Origin of the sequence: Halobacteriovorax sp. RT-2-3, assembly GCF_047085075.1 — a bacterium.
In the GTDB taxonomy this organism is placed as follows: Bacteria; Bdellovibrionota; Bacteriovoracia; order Bacteriovoracales; family Bacteriovoracaceae; genus Halobacteriovorax_A.
Genome location: NZ_JBKIYF010000001.1, coordinates 600,326 through 620,725 on the forward strand (window position 1 = coordinate 600,326; position 20,400 = coordinate 620,725).

The window sequence follows — 20,400 nt, forward strand, 5'->3', positions numbered from 1 at the left end:
TAGTCTATGAGCATTTTTGGGGCCAAAAACCAACTTGCAAGATGAACACCAAAAGTGACAAGTATTGTGGCCAACATAAATAATTTTGGCCATTGCCAAGTATCTGAGTCAAATGCTCAGATGGATTTTAGAGATTTTCAGCTCTAACCTCCTAATAACTCATTTTATTATGATTTTACTGCGGCATATTTTAACCTTACTTTATATTAATCTTAAGTAGTTACGTGATTGAGACGATAACTATTTGGGATAGTAAATGAAGAAATACACGGAACAGTTTAAATTCATTCTGATGTTTACGCTAATGCTTATGATGGCAAGTTCATGCGTACCTCAGGCAGCTAATAATCGCTCTACATCTAGCAGTGAAAACGATGGTGTGGAAACAGAGATCAACGATCCAACGTTCGCTGATTCAAGGGCCTATATTCAATATGCAGGTAATGTCTATGATGGCGTATTTGAATTGGATAATTACTTTGATGATAAGCTGACATTAAGGGGCCGTGGAATTCATAATTATGTGAAAGTAAATCTTAATAAGACTTACTGTGCTGTCGTTAACTTCCCAGGTATTGAGAGTGGTACACCACTAGTGGCAGTTGGTTTTCCACAATACACAATTAACGTTTCAGAGAATTCAAAAGAATACTTCTTAAGATTTACTTATCGCTCAATTGATAAGTCTATTACTCAGAGCTATTGTGACAATATTGATGTTCAGTCATTTATTGTAGGTAAGGCCCTAAATTCAACGAAAGTAAAATACGATATTGATGAAATTTGTCCAACTTGTTCAAATATAACAACAACGTCAAGTTCACTTCTATTAACCACAAGTTCAGGGGATGACCTTACAACGGCCCTTGGAAATAATATTTCTTTCAAACTATTCTTCACTTATATAGGAACACCTGACACAGGAAATTTGTGTTCACAAGATTCACAATGTAGTGGAAATGGTAGTGACTACTGTTGTCTTAATGGACAATGTGTTCAGGATTTATCGGAAAAAACACAGAATATTCCAAGTACTGTTTTAAATGAGATTGATCTTAACCCATCTGCTATCTATAACTATCCAAATTACTATAATATCTGTACGACAGGTTCTGTACCTGGAACTGACCCAGATGAGGATTATACGCCAGATGAAGAAGCGGCCATTCGCTTTAATCGCCTAAAGCAACTATTTCAATGTACCACTCCATTTGATGGTGAGCGAGGTATCTGTACAACAATTTATGAAGGTGCTCGTACTGATCTAGAAGAAAACTACGAGACAAATATTGATGATACAAATTTTGCTTCTACCTATAAAGGAACAAAGCCTTTTGCAAACTCTGTTCATGAAGTACGTTATCAAAATGGAATCATCTATAAAGAAGGTGCTGCTATTGTTCCTGGAACAGTGACAATATCAGGAGAGAATGACAACTTAACAGATACAACAAAACTTAAAATTACAACTCCATATAGTGAGACGAATAAGTACAAGAACTTAGAGATTGATGCCTATACTGATGTTTCATGTAAACGAATCAATAACTTCCAAGCACAATGTTATAAAGTATATAAGCAGGGACAAAATGAAGGGATGGCAACAGACCACTACCCTGGTACACAACGATTCCAAATTCCTTATTATGCAAATTTAGGAAATAAGCTAGTTGTTCAAGTTGATGAAGTCACAAGAACACAGAATTCTTCATGGACACTTTCAATTGGATCAATCAATGAAGTTGTCTTTGGAGACAATTATATTGTTCAGGACTCACAGACTGTTAAGATTACATTTTATGTAGACCTTAGCACTTATCCTACCATTCTAACTTCAAAAGAAGCTGCTCAACAAGAGATTGCGACATACTGTAAATGTTCACTTTCTCAATGTGCACTAGAAGAAGTAAGAGATACAAATGACGTGGTTGTAAACTACCAATGTTACCTAGTTTCAAATCAACCACAAGCTCCTTTACAACAATCATTCTATCTCTCTGCAAAGACGGCCCCGCAAAGGTATTTTGACAGCAATGGTGTTTCTAAAAAAGACCTAACGCTTACTGATGTTATTCTTGAACCAAACCTTGCTCAAGAAGGAACAGCATTTGCCTATGCTAACGGTGATAAGTCAAAGCCAAACAATCTAACGGATTACGTTGGTTTTAGTGAGATTTATGGAAGCTTTGATCTGACAAGTACAGCTGCCAAAGCAGCAAAAGAAATCCAAGTAAATGAAGGTATAACTTATGATATCTTCGTTTCAGGTGGAAACTACTCTAGTTGTTCATCATGTGGAAATGATTACTACGCTTCAAGTTTAAAGTATCTTTCAAATGAATTTATAAATGGCCCAGCAGGATATCAACCGGACCTAACAACATCATCGCGTACAAAAACAACAAAATATCGCTCTGATGACTTTTTATTTGGACGTGCCTGTTTTGTACCAGCAACAATGCTTGCTTGGACTCATCAGCCATATGAAGATCAGCAAGATCAAAGATTAAATCGCATGAAGGCACAGCACTTTATGGTTGCTAATGGCTATGACCGCGACTGGTATGGATTCAACTACGGATCTGTTATTGGATCATTTGATGGAGTCAAGTGGTTCGCAGTTGGTTCAAAAAGAAGAATTAAGGCCACAAGTAATAAACTATTCTTAGCAATTAATGCTAAGTTTGCAGATCAAACTGTTGAAAACAGCTACTCTGTAACAGTACAGGATTCAGTTATTAATGGTAGTTCAAATATTCCAACTACTGACTATGCAACAGATGGTGCAACTTGCCAGCAGGTTCATGCCTGTAACACAGATAATGAATGTGTCTCAGCTCTAGGTTGGGATTACGCTTGTGAAAATATATCAACTCTATCGTCACCTTTTCCAAATTTTGACGTTAACGGAAATGAAATCCCACAAGAAAGTGATATTGATCGTCTACTATCTTTAAGTGGAACTTTTTCTGGTGGAGTTAAAAGATGTGTATACAGAGGACGTGGAGCAGCTTGTCTACCAGAATATAATAATGTGAACAACTCGTCTCAATCTTACACGACAGTCGGTTCGAAGAGACTTCACGGTTGTTCATTCAACAATCATTGTCAGCCACTAGAAGGTGCCAATAATGAAAAGTTCAACAATCGTCTTTCTCGTAAGGCAACTTCCCTAGCATTTCAAAATGGTCAAGTTGATTCAGATGAAGATCTTGTTTCAACAGTAGGTCTTGAAGCACCAGCACTTGGCCGTCCATTTAACTATATTGGTAATGAAGCACCTAATTCTAATGCAAAGAAGAATCTACTTCTTAATAATGTTCAGGGACTATGCCTTCCTGGACGTGATGCAAATCTAGAAGATGTTGTCGTTTCAATGGATCGCGAATCAGTTCTAGTACCAGACTTTATTGGGAATATGGGGAACACTGTTACAGATCTACAAAATAATGTGAATCTTAATACTTACCTAAGCTGTCCAACTTTCGATACGACAGGAGACTATGTTGCCTTTGACCGCATTAATAATGTGAGTACAAGAACATCTGACTTACAACTTCTTTCTCGTTCTCAAAACCTAAGTACTTACTTCTTAGAGATTTTTAATGGACTGACAAATAATAATTTACTGAAAGATCTTGAAGATGAAGATGCACCATATGTTGACTCACAGGCACTACCTGTTAATGCATGTCTAAGAGCACCAGGTTCAACTTGTTTTACAGATTTAGATTGTTCAGCTTCTAAATTTGTAACAGATAATACAAAAGGTGTATCAATCGATGATCTAATCACGGCCACAAGTCAGTATGAACTTTCTTTCTGGCAAACAGAACAAGTATGTTCACAACCAGCACGTGTTGGTGATGATGACTATGACATAAGAAATAATCGTTGCTGTACTCAAATGGGAAATACATTTAAAGTCCCTACTCTTGATATCTTTGGAAGACCAATTTCAAATGATTCAACAATCACAAATAGTGATGGTGTTGATCTTACAAGAGTACCTGGGGCAGAAATTGGAGCAAAAACTTCAACACGCTTCTCAGGAAATGTTCTAACAGAATATGAGAGAGAAACAGACGGGCTAAACACAATGACGATGGCCACAAAGGATGCAGGAATTCCAGAAGCTAGTGCCTACTCACAATTTAAAGCACTTTCAACATATGGAAAGAAAATGTGCTGTAGCGAAAACTGGGTTCGTAGTTTCAATAAAGAAGTTAATGGTGGTGGCCATGAGTGGGGACCAAATAAAATGCAAGCACACGGCCAGGACTCACTTGAAGATTTCAAATGTTACAACTACGCTGATCAGTCAAAGCAAAACTGTAGTGCAACTCAAGCGCAAAATACATCAAGTTGTTCTTTAGTAGATATTCCAGACGCAATCGGTGAAGATATCACAAAGTGGCTTGGATATTTTGAACTAACAGGTATTCCAAATATTGTTATTAAAGATCATATCTCAGGTGTAGTTGATATGAGTGATAACAAATGTAGTAAACCTATTTACCGTGATGATACAGCAGCTCCTGAATATGGTGTTGACGGTTATATGATTGCAGATACTCTTGACTACGAGCCACTATCAAAAGCTAACGAATTTAAGCCAGTATTTGAAAGTGATGAGTTTGCTTGTTGTATGCCAGCGGGAACACAGATGCAGGCCGGTGATGATGCTAATCTATGTTGTACAGGTTATATCAATCCGCAAAATAACAAGTGTCAGCTTAAAAATTATTCGAACGTATCAGCATATACAAATCGTTTTGTATCAAGTGAGCTTCAAAATCTACCAGATTCAGATTTTGAACCACTAACAGGACATATGAAAGATCGTGAAAAGTTAGCAATCGTTGCATGTCAGCAGAGCATGTGTGCTGATGGTTATGTTGGTTTTGGTCTTGCTCATGGACAGTATGGACTTCCAGAAGAGACACTGGCAGATGCAGATGCCGCTGGTGTTGGTAACGTTAAGCGATTCATGCAAAACACTGACAATGATAATGAATTAGGTCGAGTGGATTATTTCCTAGAAGGTCTAAAGTGGAATGCACACGTGTATTGTCTACCGGCCAACGTGGCAGCTGAGCTACAAGGCTCAACACCAGCTGTTCAAGTTCTTAACTGTAATTAAATTTAATATCAGCAATAATCTTAGCGAGGAGTGCCTTGGCCGCTCCTCTATTATCTTTTGCTATATAAGGATGAATTTTTAAGCTGAGACTTAATTGGCCATTAAACTCCATTGCAACAATTCCTACTGGAAAATTTTTAGATCCAGGAGTCGTTGCAAACCACACTTCATCTTGACCAAGAGATTTATAACTTTCATCACTAACATCCCAGGCGCCAATATTAGAGAATGTTCCTAGCCAGAAATTTTTAGTCGCTGAGTTTCGTGAAAGTTTTGCCATGTAATTACGGCCAAATAAAACACCAATATGATGAACCCACCATAGGCCAATGTGATTTAAAGTTTTTACTTTTTGCGAAAAGCCATTTCTAATTTCGTTATAATCAGAGTTCGCATTTAAGCGTAGTTGAACAAAAGAAGTATGATTCTCGTAAGGACTCTTCTTATTTACAATCCCTCTAATATTAATTGGCAGAAGCCATGAGTATCTTAACTCTTGTGCATCATCTTTTATGAGAGAAAAAACGTGGTGATTAATTAATTCTAGAAGAACAACATTTTGCGAAAGTTTCTTCTCCTTTAAGAAATCATTAAAGGCCTTAGTTTCCTCATGGTTAAGAACGCCTACCTCAAATTCATAATTATCTTTAGGTCTATTATCATTTTTCTCCTTCCAATCAGGAGCACTTGCAGGTGAAATATCCTTTGCTTTTAAAGCAAGCATCAGATGTTTCCAAAAAGATATTTTCTTATGATAATTAGAATAGACTGGAGTTCTCTTTGCTCCAAGCTGAGTTAAATAATAAGGAATTGAGGCACTTCCATCCATCAGAGAATGAGAGTATTCAAAGTACTCTGGTGAAAGAAGGTTACCGTCATGCCACTTAGCACGGCCAATCACACATTGATCGTTCTCTCCCCTTTCTTTTAATAATTCATACCAAACACCTACCCAGTCACGGCCAAAGTAACGTTTAGAAATAATATTAAAAGGCCATATCACAGAAGACTTCCTTCAAAACGAAAAGATCTCTTAGGCCATAGGCCCTGATTCTCATCACTGTGAATTTCAAACATATGTCCTGTGCTTTCCACAACAACGCCGTCAATTAGTGGCGAGAAGTGAATCTCATCCTGTCCCGTATATAAGTTACAGATATGATAATGACTCAACAGATGAGAATCTTTTAAATATTTAATCATAGCAGATATGATATCTTTTTTTGTATCGTTACTCATAGCAGACTTAAAACAGAGGTATTGAACCTCTAAGGTTTTTAAAATACCATTATCAACTTTGGGCCTTCCCATCATTTCAACAATATTAGTTAAAAACTTCTTTGCAAACTTTAAGTTATATAGCTTGTAAGATCGTCCAAGATCGCGATTGGCAATCATAAAGATTGAGACTAAATCACTGCCATCAAATACACCGTAATAGGCATTACCTTCTTGATCATCGAGCTCCTCCATAAGGTCTAACTCATGGGCCTCTTGTGTATAGAAAGTTGAAAAATCAGAAAAAGGGATTTCTCTTACATCAAAAAACGTTGGATTAAAGACTGCAGGAATCACAACAGAATAGACGTGATAATTATTGATATAGCGGTAGTTATAACCTCGCCCTCCCTTTGTTAAGGAAGCTATGGCCTTTTCATTATCCGATAAGATCGCGGTGTAGGCCATTTCACATCGAAGATCTTCGGCCAATTTAGGAAGAGCAGCAATGACATCAGCAAAACATTTACGCCACTGTACCTTTGCTCTTCTTCCTCCTTGAGGAGAAACTCTTAAATCACAAAAATATGCAACAGGTCGATAGTCACCATCGATAAATCGTAAGTGTCTTACAATTGTACCAACACCACAAATACTTAAGTCTTCATTTAGAAATAAGAAGGTCCAGAAATGGTTTCCTTTTCTTTCGTAAAACTTGAAGAAGTCACTGCCACGATCAAATGACAATGCTTCATCACCAGTTTCCATATGAATATCTTTATAAAAGTTTAAGATCCCTTCGTTATCTTCTTTAGTCGCCAGCCTAATATGTGAGTAAGGGGCAACGACCTCTTCCAAGGTCAACATACAAACGCTCCTTGCTAGCCAGACTAGCTATAAGATTTAACTTTTTTAATTGAGCGAGCTTTTAGTAGTCTCTTTAAAAGGAACATTACGATGCGACCAAATGATAAATGGACATTCATCATTGTTCCATACTCAATAACTTCATCATCAGGCTCACTCATACCAGGTAGCATTTTAGTATAGCCTTTATAAAGTCTAAACGGGCGTATTGTATTATAGATCTCACCAAGTTTTGGCTTGGCACTTGAGTATGCATAAATATAAAAGTTACGTCCCATGCGTGATGCTTCAATATACATCATAAGCCAGAAGTAAACTCCTAGCAGTCGACAACGTTGATAGCGTGACATCCAAAGTGCTGTGGCTTCGAATAAATCATTTTCAAAATCTGGAACATCTTTTTTTAATTTTGCTAGGGCATCATCAGGTAAACTTTTTACGACACGAGAATCACTACCTAGTGCGAAAGTAAAACCACCACACATTAGCCCGTGTTTATTAAACAGAGCAAATGTCTTATTTCTAGCAAGAAAATCTAAAGGAAATTTAACACCAATTCTTTGGTAAGCGAGTTGTTGAAACTCTTGTAATTCATCAAGTTCGTTAATGCATCTTAGTTCCGAGCGATAAATACGCTTAACTCGGCGCCCCGTTCCAACAATAACACCTGGCAAAACAGCTAATTGTCTAATCATTACTCTCTCCTGTTAGAGTTGATGGGGACATCTTAGGAATAAGCTTAAGCATCAGTAAAATCTCAAAAGATTATTAAAATTTCCCCAATTTCATCCTGCGCACTAATAATACCTATAAAATTGCGCGCTTAGAAAGGGCCATGAGAAATCTTATTCAATTTCTAACAACATTTTTGGCCATTTCCGTCAAAAAAATATTATTTGCAATAATTATTAGTGTCATAGTGCTACCTTTCGAATTTGTACAAGTGTGAATAATTTCAATAATTAATGCCAAGTACCATGACTTGCGCAGGCCTCATTGCTATTTTTCTCCATTCACAAAAGGAGCCCAATGAAGACAATAATGTCCCTACTACTATTAAGTTTCATGGCCGTTTCAAGCTATGGAATGCAAATTAATAAATCTGCTTTTTCTGGCAAGAATTTCTGGTACATCGATCAAATCGATCGAGTTGAGATTATTACAGATCTATACAAGCAAACAAAAGCTGAATACGCCCTGTGGGAAGTGAAGAAGAAGCGCATCGGTGTTGACGGAGATAAGATATTTAAAGAAGCAATTGAAGCTGAGCAAACAATTGCTGACGTTGATGATGCTGTTTCACAAGCAAGAAGTAATATGGAGTTCTACGATCGTGCAAGAAAGTTAATTGCTAACTTTCAAGATACACACTTTGGACTAAGTACTCATATTGCAGCTCCATGGATTGTATCAGGTTTTAATACAAAGTTAGTTGAAGCTAGCGGAAAAGTAATCATTGCCTCAAAATACGGTAAGGTTATTGAAAAATCAGTTATTGAAACACAAAACTACTACATTAATAAGATCGAATTAGGTGATGAGCTAATCAGTGTTGACGGTGTAAAAGTAAGTGATGCAATTGATGCACTTATGCCTTACATTGACGCATCAAGTCCTGCCTTTGCAAGATCAAGAGCTGCTGCAATGTTAATTGAGCGCTACTTTCTATTTCCAACAAGGCCATATTTTGACATTGAATTTAGAAGTGCAAAAACACAAGAGACTCACAAGGTTCGCCTACCTCTATACTACTCTGGTGATACTAGTATCGTAAGAAAGAAAGATATTTCATTCTACCTTGATCAAAAAGGTTTCTTAAAGTTAAAAGAGCTTCGTTTTAAATGGGATAATCAACAGAGAACTTTTGTAAAAGACACAAGTCTAAAAGTAGATACTTTACCAGAAGGCCTTCCAAAAGGTGCTATTGAATTAGAAAACTGGACATCAGCAAATGGTGGTGGAAGCCCTATCGTTCACTCTGCTCTAATTCTTAAAGATGCAAAAGCATATGCTTATATGCAGGTAAACTCTTTTTCAGTATCAACAGTATACTTTAAAGGTGAGCAGCTTTCTTTTATCGAAGCACTTAGAAAAAATATTAAATTCTTTAAAGCACAAAACTTAGATCTTATTTTAGATATTAGAAATAATGGTGGTGGTAATGGTGGCTACCCTGCTCAACTTCTTTCTATGCTAACAGAAGCAGATAAAACATACCCAAATGCTACTTGGGCCTCAGCAGTTACTCGTTATATGAGACAACTAATTGAGTACTACGGTGTTGAAGAAATCTTTAAAGACATTGATGGAAGTGATTGGACAATGCAATCTGATGCTTTCTTTGAAGCTGCAAGTGAAGGAAGAATGCTTTCTCGTGCAACTCAGAATATTGATATTACAGCTGACCCACAAGTAGGTGGATATGATGGAAAGATCGTTGCTCTAGTTTCACCAAATTGTATTTCAGCGTGTGATATTACAAGTATTCTACTGCAAGGCTCAAAAAGAGCGAAATTAATAGGTACTCATGCAAACGGTACTGGTGCAGGATACCGCTCAAATGACGTGTATAACACGCAATTTAAGGACCGCTATAACGTGTTTTCAACACAGATCCCAAATATGCTATTTGGATACGGTGTTGAAGGTCACCAATTTGGTAATCTCTTAGGAATTGACTCTGCTTATGAGTTAAATTCTGAAAACGTTCCAGTTCAGGCCGATATTAATTATGTTGAGACAAAGAAAGACTTAACTAATTACATGTCAGGTTGGATTGAAAAAGCAATTGAAGTTTTAAACCAATAAAAAACATAGGCCACGCTATTTGCGTGGCCTTATAAACATTCCGATTTCTCTTCGATGCGAAGGAAGATGACAGACAGAGACTTCATACTTCTTATCAGCAGTAAATACCTTTATCCAATCATCAACCTTTTTAAGATCATTAATTACAGGTGTCTTAATAGTTAAGAAAGCACCTTTAATATTCTTATAAAAGTCCATTATACGACGCGACTGATTCGTATTTAAATCTCCATTCAAGTTTAAATCTGAAATGAGCCAGTCACAGTGCTTTGGTAGCTGTGCCCTAGTCACATCAAAGACACTCTTTTTAATATGTGAGAATTGATCTCCAAATTTTTCTGAAATAATTGGATCCATAAGCGCCGGATCAACTGAGACAAGCTTGGCCCCTTTTTCGAGGACATAGTATGAGATTCCACCTGGAGCACTTCCTATTTCCACAATCTGATCTTGCGCACTAATCTCTTCTTTATAAAGCCTAAATGCTTGGCACGCCTTATGATAGGCCCTAGCAGGAACCTCATCAGAAATTTCACTCTCCGTTAAAGAGAAGGTATCGACAGGAGTGATAATAGTATCAAAGTGCCAAAATTGATTTTCCCCCACTCGAATATACTCACCATCAAGAGGGATCTCATTATATTTATCGATAAAAGTCGCCTGTCTACGTGCAAAGGCAACAGGCTTTTTAATAAGCTGTGTTTCGTAATTATCTGGCCCCTTCATGCTAACAAACTCTTTGTTAGAAAAGCTTAGGTGAAGCTTGGGGTGCTTTAGCTTAATTTCTTCTAAAAGAAGATCTTTAAGTTTTGGATGATAGAAGAATAAGTAAAATGTGTTCATAAAAGCTATAGTAGCATGAATAGATAGCTTGGGATAGAACAACTGGCTTCTTAATAGAATTCTAATAAATAGGCATCTTCTCGATTTTTAAAAATGTGGCATAAAATGCCAAGAAATTGGGACGCCCAAAACAAGGGCGTCCACAACGTTATACATCTTATAAAGATGCTGGTGATCTTAGATTTTCTTTAATTTGAAACTGCGTAAAAATATTCTCTTTATTAACACCTTCAGAGTAGAAGTTTTGATAAGGAATATTCCCATTTAAATTTGCACTTACACTACCTTTATTAGGATGTGATCCAAATAGACGTGTCAAAAGATGATCATTTTTAATCTGATTATTTACATTATATGCAATATCTTTAAAACGCCACAGCGGTAGTTCATGCTTATATTTTGCAAATAACTGTTTAGAACCAATTTCCATACATGCTGCAATCATTGACCTTCTCTTAGATGGCCTAAAAATATATTTCCAACGATACTTCTTCTCACACTTCTTTTTAATCTCAGAAGTGTAATTGCCAGTCGACCACTCCTTTAAAAAGTCTGCATACGAGTCATATAATTTATGACGACAGCTACTAAATAGTGAGCGAAGCTTCACGAAAATATTTTTCGATTTTCCTCCACACGCTTCTTTGAAGACATTGTAGATTTCATCTGAATTACGATTTAAAAAATTAGCTATATTTGAATTATCCATCGTAATAGTTGATGTAAATTCCGCCGGAGCTCGGACTTGATAATTATCAAACATCGAGACAAAGTTTCCATAGCTATTTGTACGGGCCCTAACAAGATCCCTCATTTTATCTTCTGTCTTTGACACTGCCCAACTATAGTCCTTATTAACCTTACTTTGCTGATCAAAAGTCATCGTAAATACGTTACTGCTGAAGATATCAAAGTCTCGTCTAGCATGAATCAGTTCTTCTTCTGACTGATAATTTATATTCACTTTCTTCGATTCAACACGGTCATTAGAAACTAATTGATCGTAACCAATAAGCTTACCTAAGACGGCCCCAAGTAATTTAGAGAAAATATTTTGAGTATAAGATAGTCTTTCATAACGATGAGAGAAGAATTTATAAACTCTCCCATCCTTAACAACCTCAGTTGACTCAGTTTGAGAGTTCTTTACTCCACCAATGATGAAAGCAAGATACTTCGATTCTTTTAATTCCTTCTTACGGTTTTCATAAGAAGTAATATTACTCGCAAGTGTTGAGTAATTAAATTTACCAAAACGCACAACGCCTTTAAGCTCATTTAATTTCTCACTATTGTTTAAATCATCAACATATAAAGACATATATGCTTTATATGACTTCTCAAAGCTATAATTAAAGTCATAACGAAATAAAGTAAGTCTAATTAGATTTAAGAAATCGGCCATTAAAGTAATATTGGCACCTGCAGAGATTAACTTTGAATCCTCAGCGCTTAATCGAATCATCTCATTGGCCTTAGCATTATCAGCTGGCCCTAGACGTTGAATCTCAACAGTTGATTTTCTTTCGTACTTTGCAAGAGCACCAGCAGCGACACCAATTCCTTGATAAGAAGCAGTGGCGGCTGCACCAGCAGCAAATGTAAGCGCATCTTCCTTTTTGATAAAATCATAATCACCAAGTTTAGAAAAATTCTCCGGCCTTAAATACTTATACATAAAAAAGAGACGATCAAATTTTGTTTGAAGTGCATCCTCTACATTATTTGCAAAGTGATTAAATCTCATTGTTCTCTTTAGGGAAAGATTACTATAAGACTTTAAGACAGATGGAGATATATTAATGATCCCCTTTTGTTGTAGTGCACTTAAGAAGTTTCTAGCTGAAATTTCAATAACCATCTCATCATTAACGAGGTAGCGATCTTCATCAAATAAGGAAGGTGCCGCACTTCGGTTAAAGAGAACTTTAAAACCATGAAAATCTCCAGCATGGCGCCAACCGACAAGATTAACTCCACCAAAGAAGCCATTGGCATCATGACTTAGACGATCACCTATTGCCTGATAATTGGCCTGGTAATTATCATAGATTTGTCGGTAAATTGGCGAGATATCGGCCAAGTCCGTACTTGAAAATTCTGTTTCTAATTTATGATTATCAACCGAAAAATTAGAAAAAGTAACAGCTTCAACGACATCATCTTGCGCAAGAGCAATCGACGTCTTTGTATTAAATAAAAATGTGAAAATTAAGAGAATAAGTGTTTTCTTCACTCTGTCCTCTGTATTACTTTTTAAGTTCACCACGTCCCCCTTTAGTGATTACCCAATACCCAAGGCTCACTAGCGGAAAAGAAACGGGAACGAACGTGCAATACAGATTCTTTTAGCCTAAAAGGGATTCTACGTTCATTATTCGACACGACGCAAGAAATTCTTATTATTTATTGTCATTCATCAAGTTTTGAATAGTTACCCAGAATTTTTAATAGATTTTACTTATCTTAAGTTAATTTTAATTTAATAGAATTATTAGGAGATAGTGCCGATAATAAAGACAAGACAAAAGTGATGACCTATTGCTATGGTCAACTTAAGTAAACTAAACAAAAACAAGGAGAATTATAATGGCATTTGAAAGTATTGATGGAAAGCAGGTTCCAAAGACTTCTTTTAAAATTTTTAAAGATGGTGGCCTAGTTGACCTAACATATGATGAAGTATTTAAAGGTAAGCGAGTTGTGGTTTTTTCACTACCTGGTGCATATACACCAACGTGTTCATCAACTCACCTTCCTCGTTACAATGAGCTTGCTGGTGCAATAAAAAAAGAAGGTGTTGATGCTATCTACGTCCTATCTGTAAATGATGCATTTGTTATGGATGCTTGGATACAAGATCAACATGCAGATGAAATTGGTGTCTTACCAGATGGAAATGGTGAGTTCTCTAAAGGAATCGGACTATTAGTAGATAAGTCTGATATTGGATTTGGGGCAAGAACGTGGCGCTACTCGATGGTGGTAAATGATGGTGTTGTTGAAAAATCATTTATTGAACCTGATAAACCAGGTGACCCATTTGAAGTGTCAGATGCTGATACAATGCTTAAGTACTTAAACCCAGAGGCGAAAGCACCAGAGGCAATTGCTATTATCACACGTCCAGGTTGTCCACACTGCCACCGCGCTAAAGAGCTTCTAACAGAAAAAGGGCATAAGTATAACGAGATCATACTTGGGCAACATACTTCTAACCAGTCACTATTTGCTATCACTGGGCAAACGAAGGTTCCACAAATCTTTATCAATGGAGAAAGAATTGGTGGACGAGATAAATTAGAAGAATTAAATGAGCAAGGAAAGCTTTAAATAAAAAAGGCCGCCTATTGGCGGCCTTCTACATTATTAAATCAAAAATAACATTTCAAAATAAGTTGGCACTGGCCATAAATCATCCGGAATAATACTTTCAAGACGTCCACAGTGATCAGCAATCATCTCACTAATAGGCATTAACTCATAAGCTAATGAATGGGCCACTTTTTCTTCATCATGTACATCACTTAAACCTGCCAAGGCATTCTTAAGATTTCTATTTTGCTCAAAAACAGCTTCTAAAGAGAATTGTAGATCTTTTAGAATTTCTGTTTCTACTGACGCTTCGACTTTAATGGCCTTTGAAGCAGCAATTGATGCGGTTAACTTGGCCTTGTAATTAAGTGCCGCAGGGATAACTAATTGGTTAACCATATTTGAAAGAGTACCAAATTCGATATTACGTTTCGTGATATATGTTTCCAGAAGTACATTGTAGCGAGTATCGAGTTCTGATTCACGATAAATACCATGCTTCGTTAGAAATGCTGTCTCTTGTCTATCGACAAGAACATTTAAGCTATCAGCTGTTGTTTTTAAATTAGGAAGTCCTCTTTTTTGGGCTTCTTCAAGCCACGCTTGAGAGTAGCCATCACCGTTAAAAATAACATCCCAAGACTCATTGATAAATGTGTGACAAATATCAAGGAGTGCTTGATCGATAGAAACACCATCACGAATCTTTGCTTCTAGAAGATTATTTGCTTCTTCTAAAACTGCAGTTACGGCACCGTTTAGAATTGTCAGAGGAAAACCAATTGATTGGTCTGAACCACAGGCACGGAATTCAAATTTATTTCCAGTAAATGCAAATGGTGAAGTACGGTTTCTATCAGTGTTATCCTTTGGAAGCTTAGCAAGTGCACCTGCACCTAGATCAAGAATCGTTTGTGACTCAGGAGAGAATTCCTCACCTTCTTTAATTGCTTTAAAGATTCTTTCAATTGTTGAACCAGTAAAGACAGAAATAATTGAAGGAGGGGCCTCATTAGCACCTAGGCGGTGATCATTACTGTGAGAAGCAATTGCGGCCCTTAAAAGTTTAGCATGGCGATGTACTGCTGCAATAACAACAGAAGTAAAAGCCAAGAAACGATAGTTTTGATGTGGTTCACTTCCTGGGTCAAGAAGATTAATTCCCGTATCACTTGCTAGTGACCAGTTAAGGTGCTTTCCTGAACCATTGATACCGGCAAACGGCTTTTCATGTAAAAGCGCAACAAAGCCATGACGAATGGCCACATTTTCAATCATGGCCATTACCATGTGATTATTATCAGCTGAAACGTTAGCATCTCTAAAGATTTGAGCAAGCTCAAATTGTCCTGGTGCAACTTCATTATGACGAGTTTTTGCAGGAATTCCTAGTTTATGAAGTTCATAATCTAGCTCTTCCATAAAAGCGAGCACACGCTCATTGATGGCCCCAAAATAGTGATCATCTAATTGTTGATTCTTTGTTGAAGGAGCTCCAAAAAGAGTACGTCCTGTCATCACAAGATCTTCTCTTAAATTATAGTAATTCTTATCAATTAAAAAATATTCTTGTTCTGCACCACAAGTTGCAATGACTCGTTTAACATTCGTTTCACCTGATAGGTGAAAGAATCTCTTTGCAGTTTCACCCAGGGCCGAAACTGAACGAAGAAGTGGTGTCTTCATATCAAGGGCCTCGCCGTGATAAGAAACAAAGGCAGTTGGGATACAAAGAGTTTTTGATTCACCTGTACCAATTAAAAACATTGGAGATGTTAAGTCCCAAGCAGTATAGCCACGAGCTTCGAAAGTAGAGCGAGATCCACCATTTGGAAAAGAAGATGCATCTGGCTCACCTTGAGTTAGCTGAGACGCTGATAACTTTTCAATAGGTCTTCCAGTTGAGTAGTCAAAATCTAAGAAAGCGTCGTGCTTTTCAGCAGTTGATCCAGTTAAAGGTTGAAACCAGTGACAAAAGTGAGTTGCACCTTTATCAAGGGCCCACTTTGTAACGGCCTTTGCAACGATCTCGGCCTGGGCCTTAGAGATATGAGAGTTTGAATGTATCGCCTCGTTAATTTCTTCTTTAATTGAATCAGGGATTTCCTCTGCCGTTTGAATATCAAACGTATTTTCACCATAGTAGTCTGTTACTTTTTGGTGCTTACCTGATTTGTCTCTGGGACGTAGAAAATTTAAACCTTGAATTAGATTACTTGGGACACTCATTTACTTCCTCTCCGTGGCAGTATAGATGGATAACTCCCTATATTATAAGGACTAAAGAGGATTTGTGTCCAATGAAAATTTATTTCTTGATTGTGATTGCTTGAGAGTAAACTTGCGTTTTAAACACCTGATTATGATCAATTTCGGCCGCCTTGATTTTGGACATACAAAGTACACATCCTGCCATTAAAACAAAGATCATTTTTACGATTGCTTCATATGCATCCGGTGGTAACATTGCTAACTCCAAAAGTTTAGGCTAATTTAATTGACTTAATATTAGAGCATAATGGCAAAAGAAATGCTGATGAGCAACAAAAAATTCATGCGAAGTACATTTTTATACCTTGGCCAAGAGGAGCTACCAGAAGGCTTCATGGCCGACAAGCGCAATGACTTTAGACTGAGTCGTTATTGTTTATCTTCATTAACTGGCCTTAAAGATATATCTATTATCAATCACTTACATTTAGATAATCATGACAATATGCTAGTCTCAATTAGTCATACGAAAGAGCTTGCGGCTTGTGCGCTATGCATAAATAAAGATGTTAAGTCAGTCGGTATTGATATTGAGTGGTCTGATCGAAAAATGCGTGAAGGAACTTTTAAGTATTTTGTCTCACATGAAAGAGAACTAAATATACACTCTCCTCTTGAGATCTGGTGTATTAAGGAAGCGGCCTTCAAGGCCTACTCACCTTTTCATGATGATGAAAATGAGAAGATATTGGTCTTAACTGACTTTGAGATTTTAGAAAAGGGAGTTCTTAAAGGGCCCAAGGACAATAAGCTTGTCTATGAAATCATCGAAGAGAAATATCAGGGCAGGCCCTTTAAGCTTGCCCTGAGTGAATATTAAAATAAAAAGCTTTCTAATTTCTTTTCATCTTCGATATTAATTTCTTTAATCTCTCTAAGACCGTTTCCAAGAGTAACTCTTAAAGTCATCAACTTCCCTGTGCGAGCAATTAAGAAATCAACTTGATCATTTTCTTTATACATCTCGGCCATTGTATCGTAGGCCTTCTTATCAAGTCTTAATGAGTTAAGAGCAATAAGTTCATCTCCTGCATTTAGTCCTGCTTTATACCCACAACTTTCTTGGCGAATTGACTTGATGATAAGCTTTCCACCTTCTTCGGCCACTGTTGCACCAATATCTAGCTTAGGAGTTGTCCACTCAACACTAGCACCCATGCGCTTTAAGTAATCTTCAAAATCAATTTCTTCAACACCTTCAACAAGAAGTCTAAATTCATCGCTAATATTTTTAGAAACAAGTCCTTCTAGGATTTCGAAGAAGCCTTCTTTTGTAATTCCCACAGCAGGTCTTTCTTTATAATCCGCCCATAGAGCACGAACAAGATCGTTGATTCCCTTTCCTTCATTCTTCATCAGTGTATTAAGAATAAAGAAAACGAGCCCACCTTTTAGGTAATAGCTAACAGATGAGTTTTTAAAGTTTTCACCAGCACGGTAAAGTTTAATCCAGGCATTGAATGATGAATCTTCAAGAGAGTGATAACCACGCCCAGGAGTGCCAAGGTAATTGTTAATATTCTTCTTCATACACTCTAAGTATTCTTTTAGAGAATAGAAGCCACTGCGATAAGTGATAAGCTGATCAACAAAGCTAGTCATCCCTTCCGTTAACCAGTGCATACGAGTGTAGTTTTCATTTTTATAATCAAATGGCCCAAGCTCAACTGGACGAATTCTTTTTACGTTCCAAAGGTGAAAGTATTCGTGAGCAACAAGTTCCATATACTCTTTATAGCCTTTCTCTTTTGCTAAATGGAATGGACAAAATTGTAGTACCGTCGAGTCTAAGTGCTCAAGTCCACCAAAGCCACTTGGACTTAAGTGAGTGATAAAATAATAGTGATCGTAAGGAAGCTCGTCCCCTACTATCTTTGCAGTCTCTTCAACGATCTTCTTAATATCATCATTAAGCTTATCCATTACTTCTTGTGAAGATTGAGCATGAGCAAAATCTCCATAGAAAGCAATATGGTGTTCTTTATTTTGGTGCATGAAACCATAAGTCTCATGGCATCCAATTTCAATTGGAGTATCAAGAAGCTCATCAAAGTCTTGCGCTTCATAGATAAAATGATCTCTTTTTTCAGAAATATCTTTTAAGGCCGTTGTTACTTTTGACCAAAGTGGATTAATTTTAATTTCTACATGTGACTTACCACTTTGCCCCTCAATGCCAAGAAAAACACTTGGCCCATGTAAGAAGGCATGTGTGTTATCAACATGAGAAGTACGCACAGTTAATTCATGACAATAGATACTATAGGCAATTCTTATTTTTCCATCTTCACCAAATGAAGTCGATTTAAAACTTGGGTGAGTAAGATCAACTCTCCACTCATTCTTTGAAACTTGTTCATGGAAAAGACGTTGTCCTTTCGAATCTTCAACCTTGATTTCTTTAATATGACGAGAGTACTCTCTCATTAAATAAGAGCCTGGCGACCAAGAAGGCATAAAGAAGCGAACTTCATTTGAATTTGCATCCAGCACTGCATCTAAAGAAATATTAACTAAGTGAGTGTGGGGATTTGGAATATCGATTATATATTTAAGCATTTATCGCTCCTTTCATAAGCTTTCGTATTCTACCAATTTATTTCAAGAAAAACCTCTTGAAAAGGATTCGTTTAATTGCTAAAAGCCCTCTAACAACACAATTTAATGGAAAATCTAATGGAAAATCAATCTGACAACGCACAGCAGTCTGAGCATTATAATATTGACCGCTCACAAGTTGTACTACCACAACTTACTTTTACTCAAGTAGCACAAGATCAACTCAATCTTATGCTTGAAAATGATTTCACACTACAAGGAAAGTACTTAAGAATCCTTATTAGTGGTAAAGGTTGTGAGGGATTTAAGTATTCAATTGGGTTCCATAACTTAAATGATGATGATTTTCTAATTCCTGTCCCTTGTATGGATATCGAAGTTATTATTGATCCATTTACGGCATTTTATCTTGGTGAAACTTTAATTGATTACCAATTTAATTATATCAATGACGAAGAAGGTTTTGTTGTAACTAATAAGCAACAAGAAGAATTCCAAGGCAAATTCTGGCGTAAAGATAAAACAAAGATTCCTCCTAAGGCAGAGGCCCTGTAAGCAATGGACTATCGTTACCTAAAGGCGTTTACTCTTACGGCAAAATACTTAAGCTTTTCAAAAGCTGCCGCAGAGTTGAAGATTGCTCAATCAGCAGTTTCAAGACAAGTAAAACTCCTTGAAGAATCGATGAATGAAGAGCTTATTATTCGTTCAAGTAAGAAAGTTATTTTAACAAAGAAGGCCAAGCAACTTCTAAAGTCTATCGACCAATTTGAAGATAGCCTTGGTAATATCTTTGAAACCACTCAAGAGCGTCCTGTACATATCGGGATTCTTGATGGACTACTAGTTAACTGGTTTAACCCTATCCTTGCAAAGTATGCAAAGAATTATAAAAGAGATATTTTCATTCACGTTGCCGATAGCCCAGCACTTAGACGTGGGATTGAGGATGGTATATACGATATTATCTTCTCAACAGATAATTTCCAATCAGACCTAACGTCATCTTTAAAATTATTTGAAGAAAAATTTGTGATCATCTCAAATGAAGTAATCAATAAGAGGAAGCTTCACGAGTATACGTGGATTGTTTTTAGTGAGCTTGACCACCTTCATAAATTATCAACAAAGGCGCCACCAAAGAAGATCGTTGTGGACTCTCTAGAGAGTATCAAGGCACTTGTAAAGCATGGTGTGGGGATTGCTGTTGTACCAGATCATACATTATCGAAGCACGATAATTTTACGACAGAGCAAGTAAGTGGACTAAAGAATATGAATATCTATATGACTACTTTAAGCTACAAGAATCAACCGGCATTTCTAAAAGAATTTATTAAGATTTTAAATACGAAATAAAAAAGGCGAACATTTAG

Annotated in this window: 14 protein-coding genes; 6 read left to right on the forward strand and 8 right to left on the reverse strand. The window is 36.8% G+C overall.

Features of this window, described 5'->3' with window-relative positions; genetic code table 11:
• Window positions 1-256 precede the first annotated feature (256 nt).
• On the forward strand, window positions 257-5,143 hold the full coding sequence (locus tag ACMAYX_RS02735) for a hypothetical protein (RefSeq protein ID WP_392991678.1): 4,887 nt from the start codon (window positions 257-259) through the stop codon (window positions 5,141-5,143).
• On the opposite strand, the gene ACMAYX_RS02740 is transcribed toward ACMAYX_RS02735, so the two are convergent.
• The 3 genes from ACMAYX_RS02740 to ACMAYX_RS02750 are packed head-to-tail and all read right to left on the reverse strand — an operon-like array spanning window position 5,130 to window position 7,923.
• On the reverse strand, window positions 5,130-6,146 hold the full coding sequence (locus ACMAYX_RS02740) for a hypothetical protein (RefSeq protein WP_412470709.1): 1,017 nt from the start codon (window positions 6,144-6,146) through the stop codon (window positions 5,130-5,132). The genes ACMAYX_RS02735 and ACMAYX_RS02740 overlap by 14 nt on opposite strands.
• A complete protein-coding gene (locus tag ACMAYX_RS02745; protein ID WP_103217453.1) occupies window positions 6,143-7,228 on the reverse strand; it encodes a hypothetical protein in 1,086 nt (361 codons plus the stop codon). The genes ACMAYX_RS02740 and ACMAYX_RS02745 overlap by 4 nt, the downstream gene beginning before the upstream one ends.
• A gap of 23 nt (window positions 7,229-7,251) precedes the next feature.
• Window positions 7,252-7,923: a hypothetical protein gene (locus ACMAYX_RS02750; RefSeq protein WP_103217454.1), complete on the reverse strand. Its 672-nt coding sequence runs from the start codon at window positions 7,921-7,923 to the stop codon at window positions 7,252-7,254.
• Window positions 7,924-8,257: 334 nt separating this feature from the next.
• Here ACMAYX_RS02750 and ACMAYX_RS02755 point away from each other — a divergent pair, with 334 nt between their 5' ends.
• Window positions 8,258-10,036 carry a S41 family peptidase gene (locus tag ACMAYX_RS02755; protein WP_392991674.1) on the forward strand — a complete coding sequence of 593 codons (1,779 nt, stop codon included), beginning with the start codon at window positions 8,258-8,260 and terminating at the stop codon, window positions 10,034-10,036.
• A 15-nt stretch (window positions 10,037-10,051) separates the two neighbouring features.
• On the opposite strand, the gene ACMAYX_RS02760 is transcribed toward ACMAYX_RS02755, so the two are convergent.
• On the reverse strand, window positions 10,052-10,879 hold the full coding sequence (locus tag ACMAYX_RS02760) for an SAM-dependent methyltransferase (protein ID WP_103217456.1): 828 nt from the start codon (window positions 10,877-10,879) through the stop codon (window positions 10,052-10,054).
• A gap of 157 nt (window positions 10,880-11,036) precedes the next feature.
• Window positions 11,037-13,115: a hypothetical protein gene (locus ACMAYX_RS02765; RefSeq protein WP_412471518.1), complete on the reverse strand. Its 2,079-nt coding sequence runs from the start codon at window positions 13,113-13,115 to the stop codon at window positions 11,037-11,039.
• A gap of 353 nt (window positions 13,116-13,468) precedes the next feature.
• Between ACMAYX_RS02765 and ACMAYX_RS02770 the strand changes: the two genes are divergently transcribed.
• Window positions 13,469-14,212, forward strand: a complete 744-nt coding sequence (locus ACMAYX_RS02770; RefSeq protein WP_103217458.1) for a glutathione peroxidase — start codon at window positions 13,469-13,471, stop codon at window positions 14,210-14,212.
• 36 nt (window positions 14,213-14,248) lie between these two features.
• On the opposite strand, the gene ACMAYX_RS02775 is transcribed toward ACMAYX_RS02770, so the two are convergent.
• Window positions 14,249-16,423, reverse strand: coding sequence for a glutamine synthetase III (locus ACMAYX_RS02775; protein ID WP_103217459.1), 2,175 nt, complete (start codon window positions 16,421-16,423; stop codon window positions 14,249-14,251).
• A 79-nt stretch (window positions 16,424-16,502) separates the two neighbouring features.
• The gene (locus tag ACMAYX_RS02780; RefSeq protein ID WP_158246831.1) at window positions 16,503-16,661 is read right to left on the reverse strand and encodes a hypothetical protein; all 159 of its coding nucleotides are present in this window, start codon (window positions 16,659-16,661) and stop codon (window positions 16,503-16,505) included.
• A 51-nt stretch (window positions 16,662-16,712) separates the two neighbouring features.
• On the opposite strand from ACMAYX_RS02780, the gene ACMAYX_RS02785 reads away from it, so the two are divergent.
• Window positions 16,713-17,285, forward strand: a complete 573-nt coding sequence (locus ACMAYX_RS02785; protein WP_412469644.1) for a 4'-phosphopantetheinyl transferase family protein — start codon at window positions 16,713-16,715, stop codon at window positions 17,283-17,285.
• On the opposite strand, the gene ACMAYX_RS02790 is transcribed toward ACMAYX_RS02785, so the two are convergent.
• Complete coding sequence (locus ACMAYX_RS02790) at window positions 17,282-19,024, reverse strand: M61 family metallopeptidase (protein ID WP_412471519.1); 1,743 nt, start codon at window positions 19,022-19,024, stop codon at window positions 17,282-17,284. The genes ACMAYX_RS02785 and ACMAYX_RS02790 overlap by 4 nt on opposite strands.
• Window positions 19,025-19,141: 117 nt before the next feature.
• On the opposite strand from ACMAYX_RS02790, the gene ACMAYX_RS02795 reads away from it, so the two are divergent.
• Window positions 19,142-19,579 carry a HesB/IscA family protein gene (locus ACMAYX_RS02795; protein ID WP_103217462.1) on the forward strand — a complete coding sequence of 146 codons (438 nt, stop codon included), beginning with the start codon at window positions 19,142-19,144 and terminating at the stop codon, window positions 19,577-19,579.
• A gap of 3 nt (window positions 19,580-19,582) precedes the next feature.
• Window positions 19,583-20,383: a LysR family transcriptional regulator gene (locus ACMAYX_RS02800; RefSeq protein WP_103217463.1), complete on the forward strand. Its 801-nt coding sequence runs from the start codon at window positions 19,583-19,585 to the stop codon at window positions 20,381-20,383.
• Window positions 20,384-20,400: the final 17 nt, after the last annotated feature.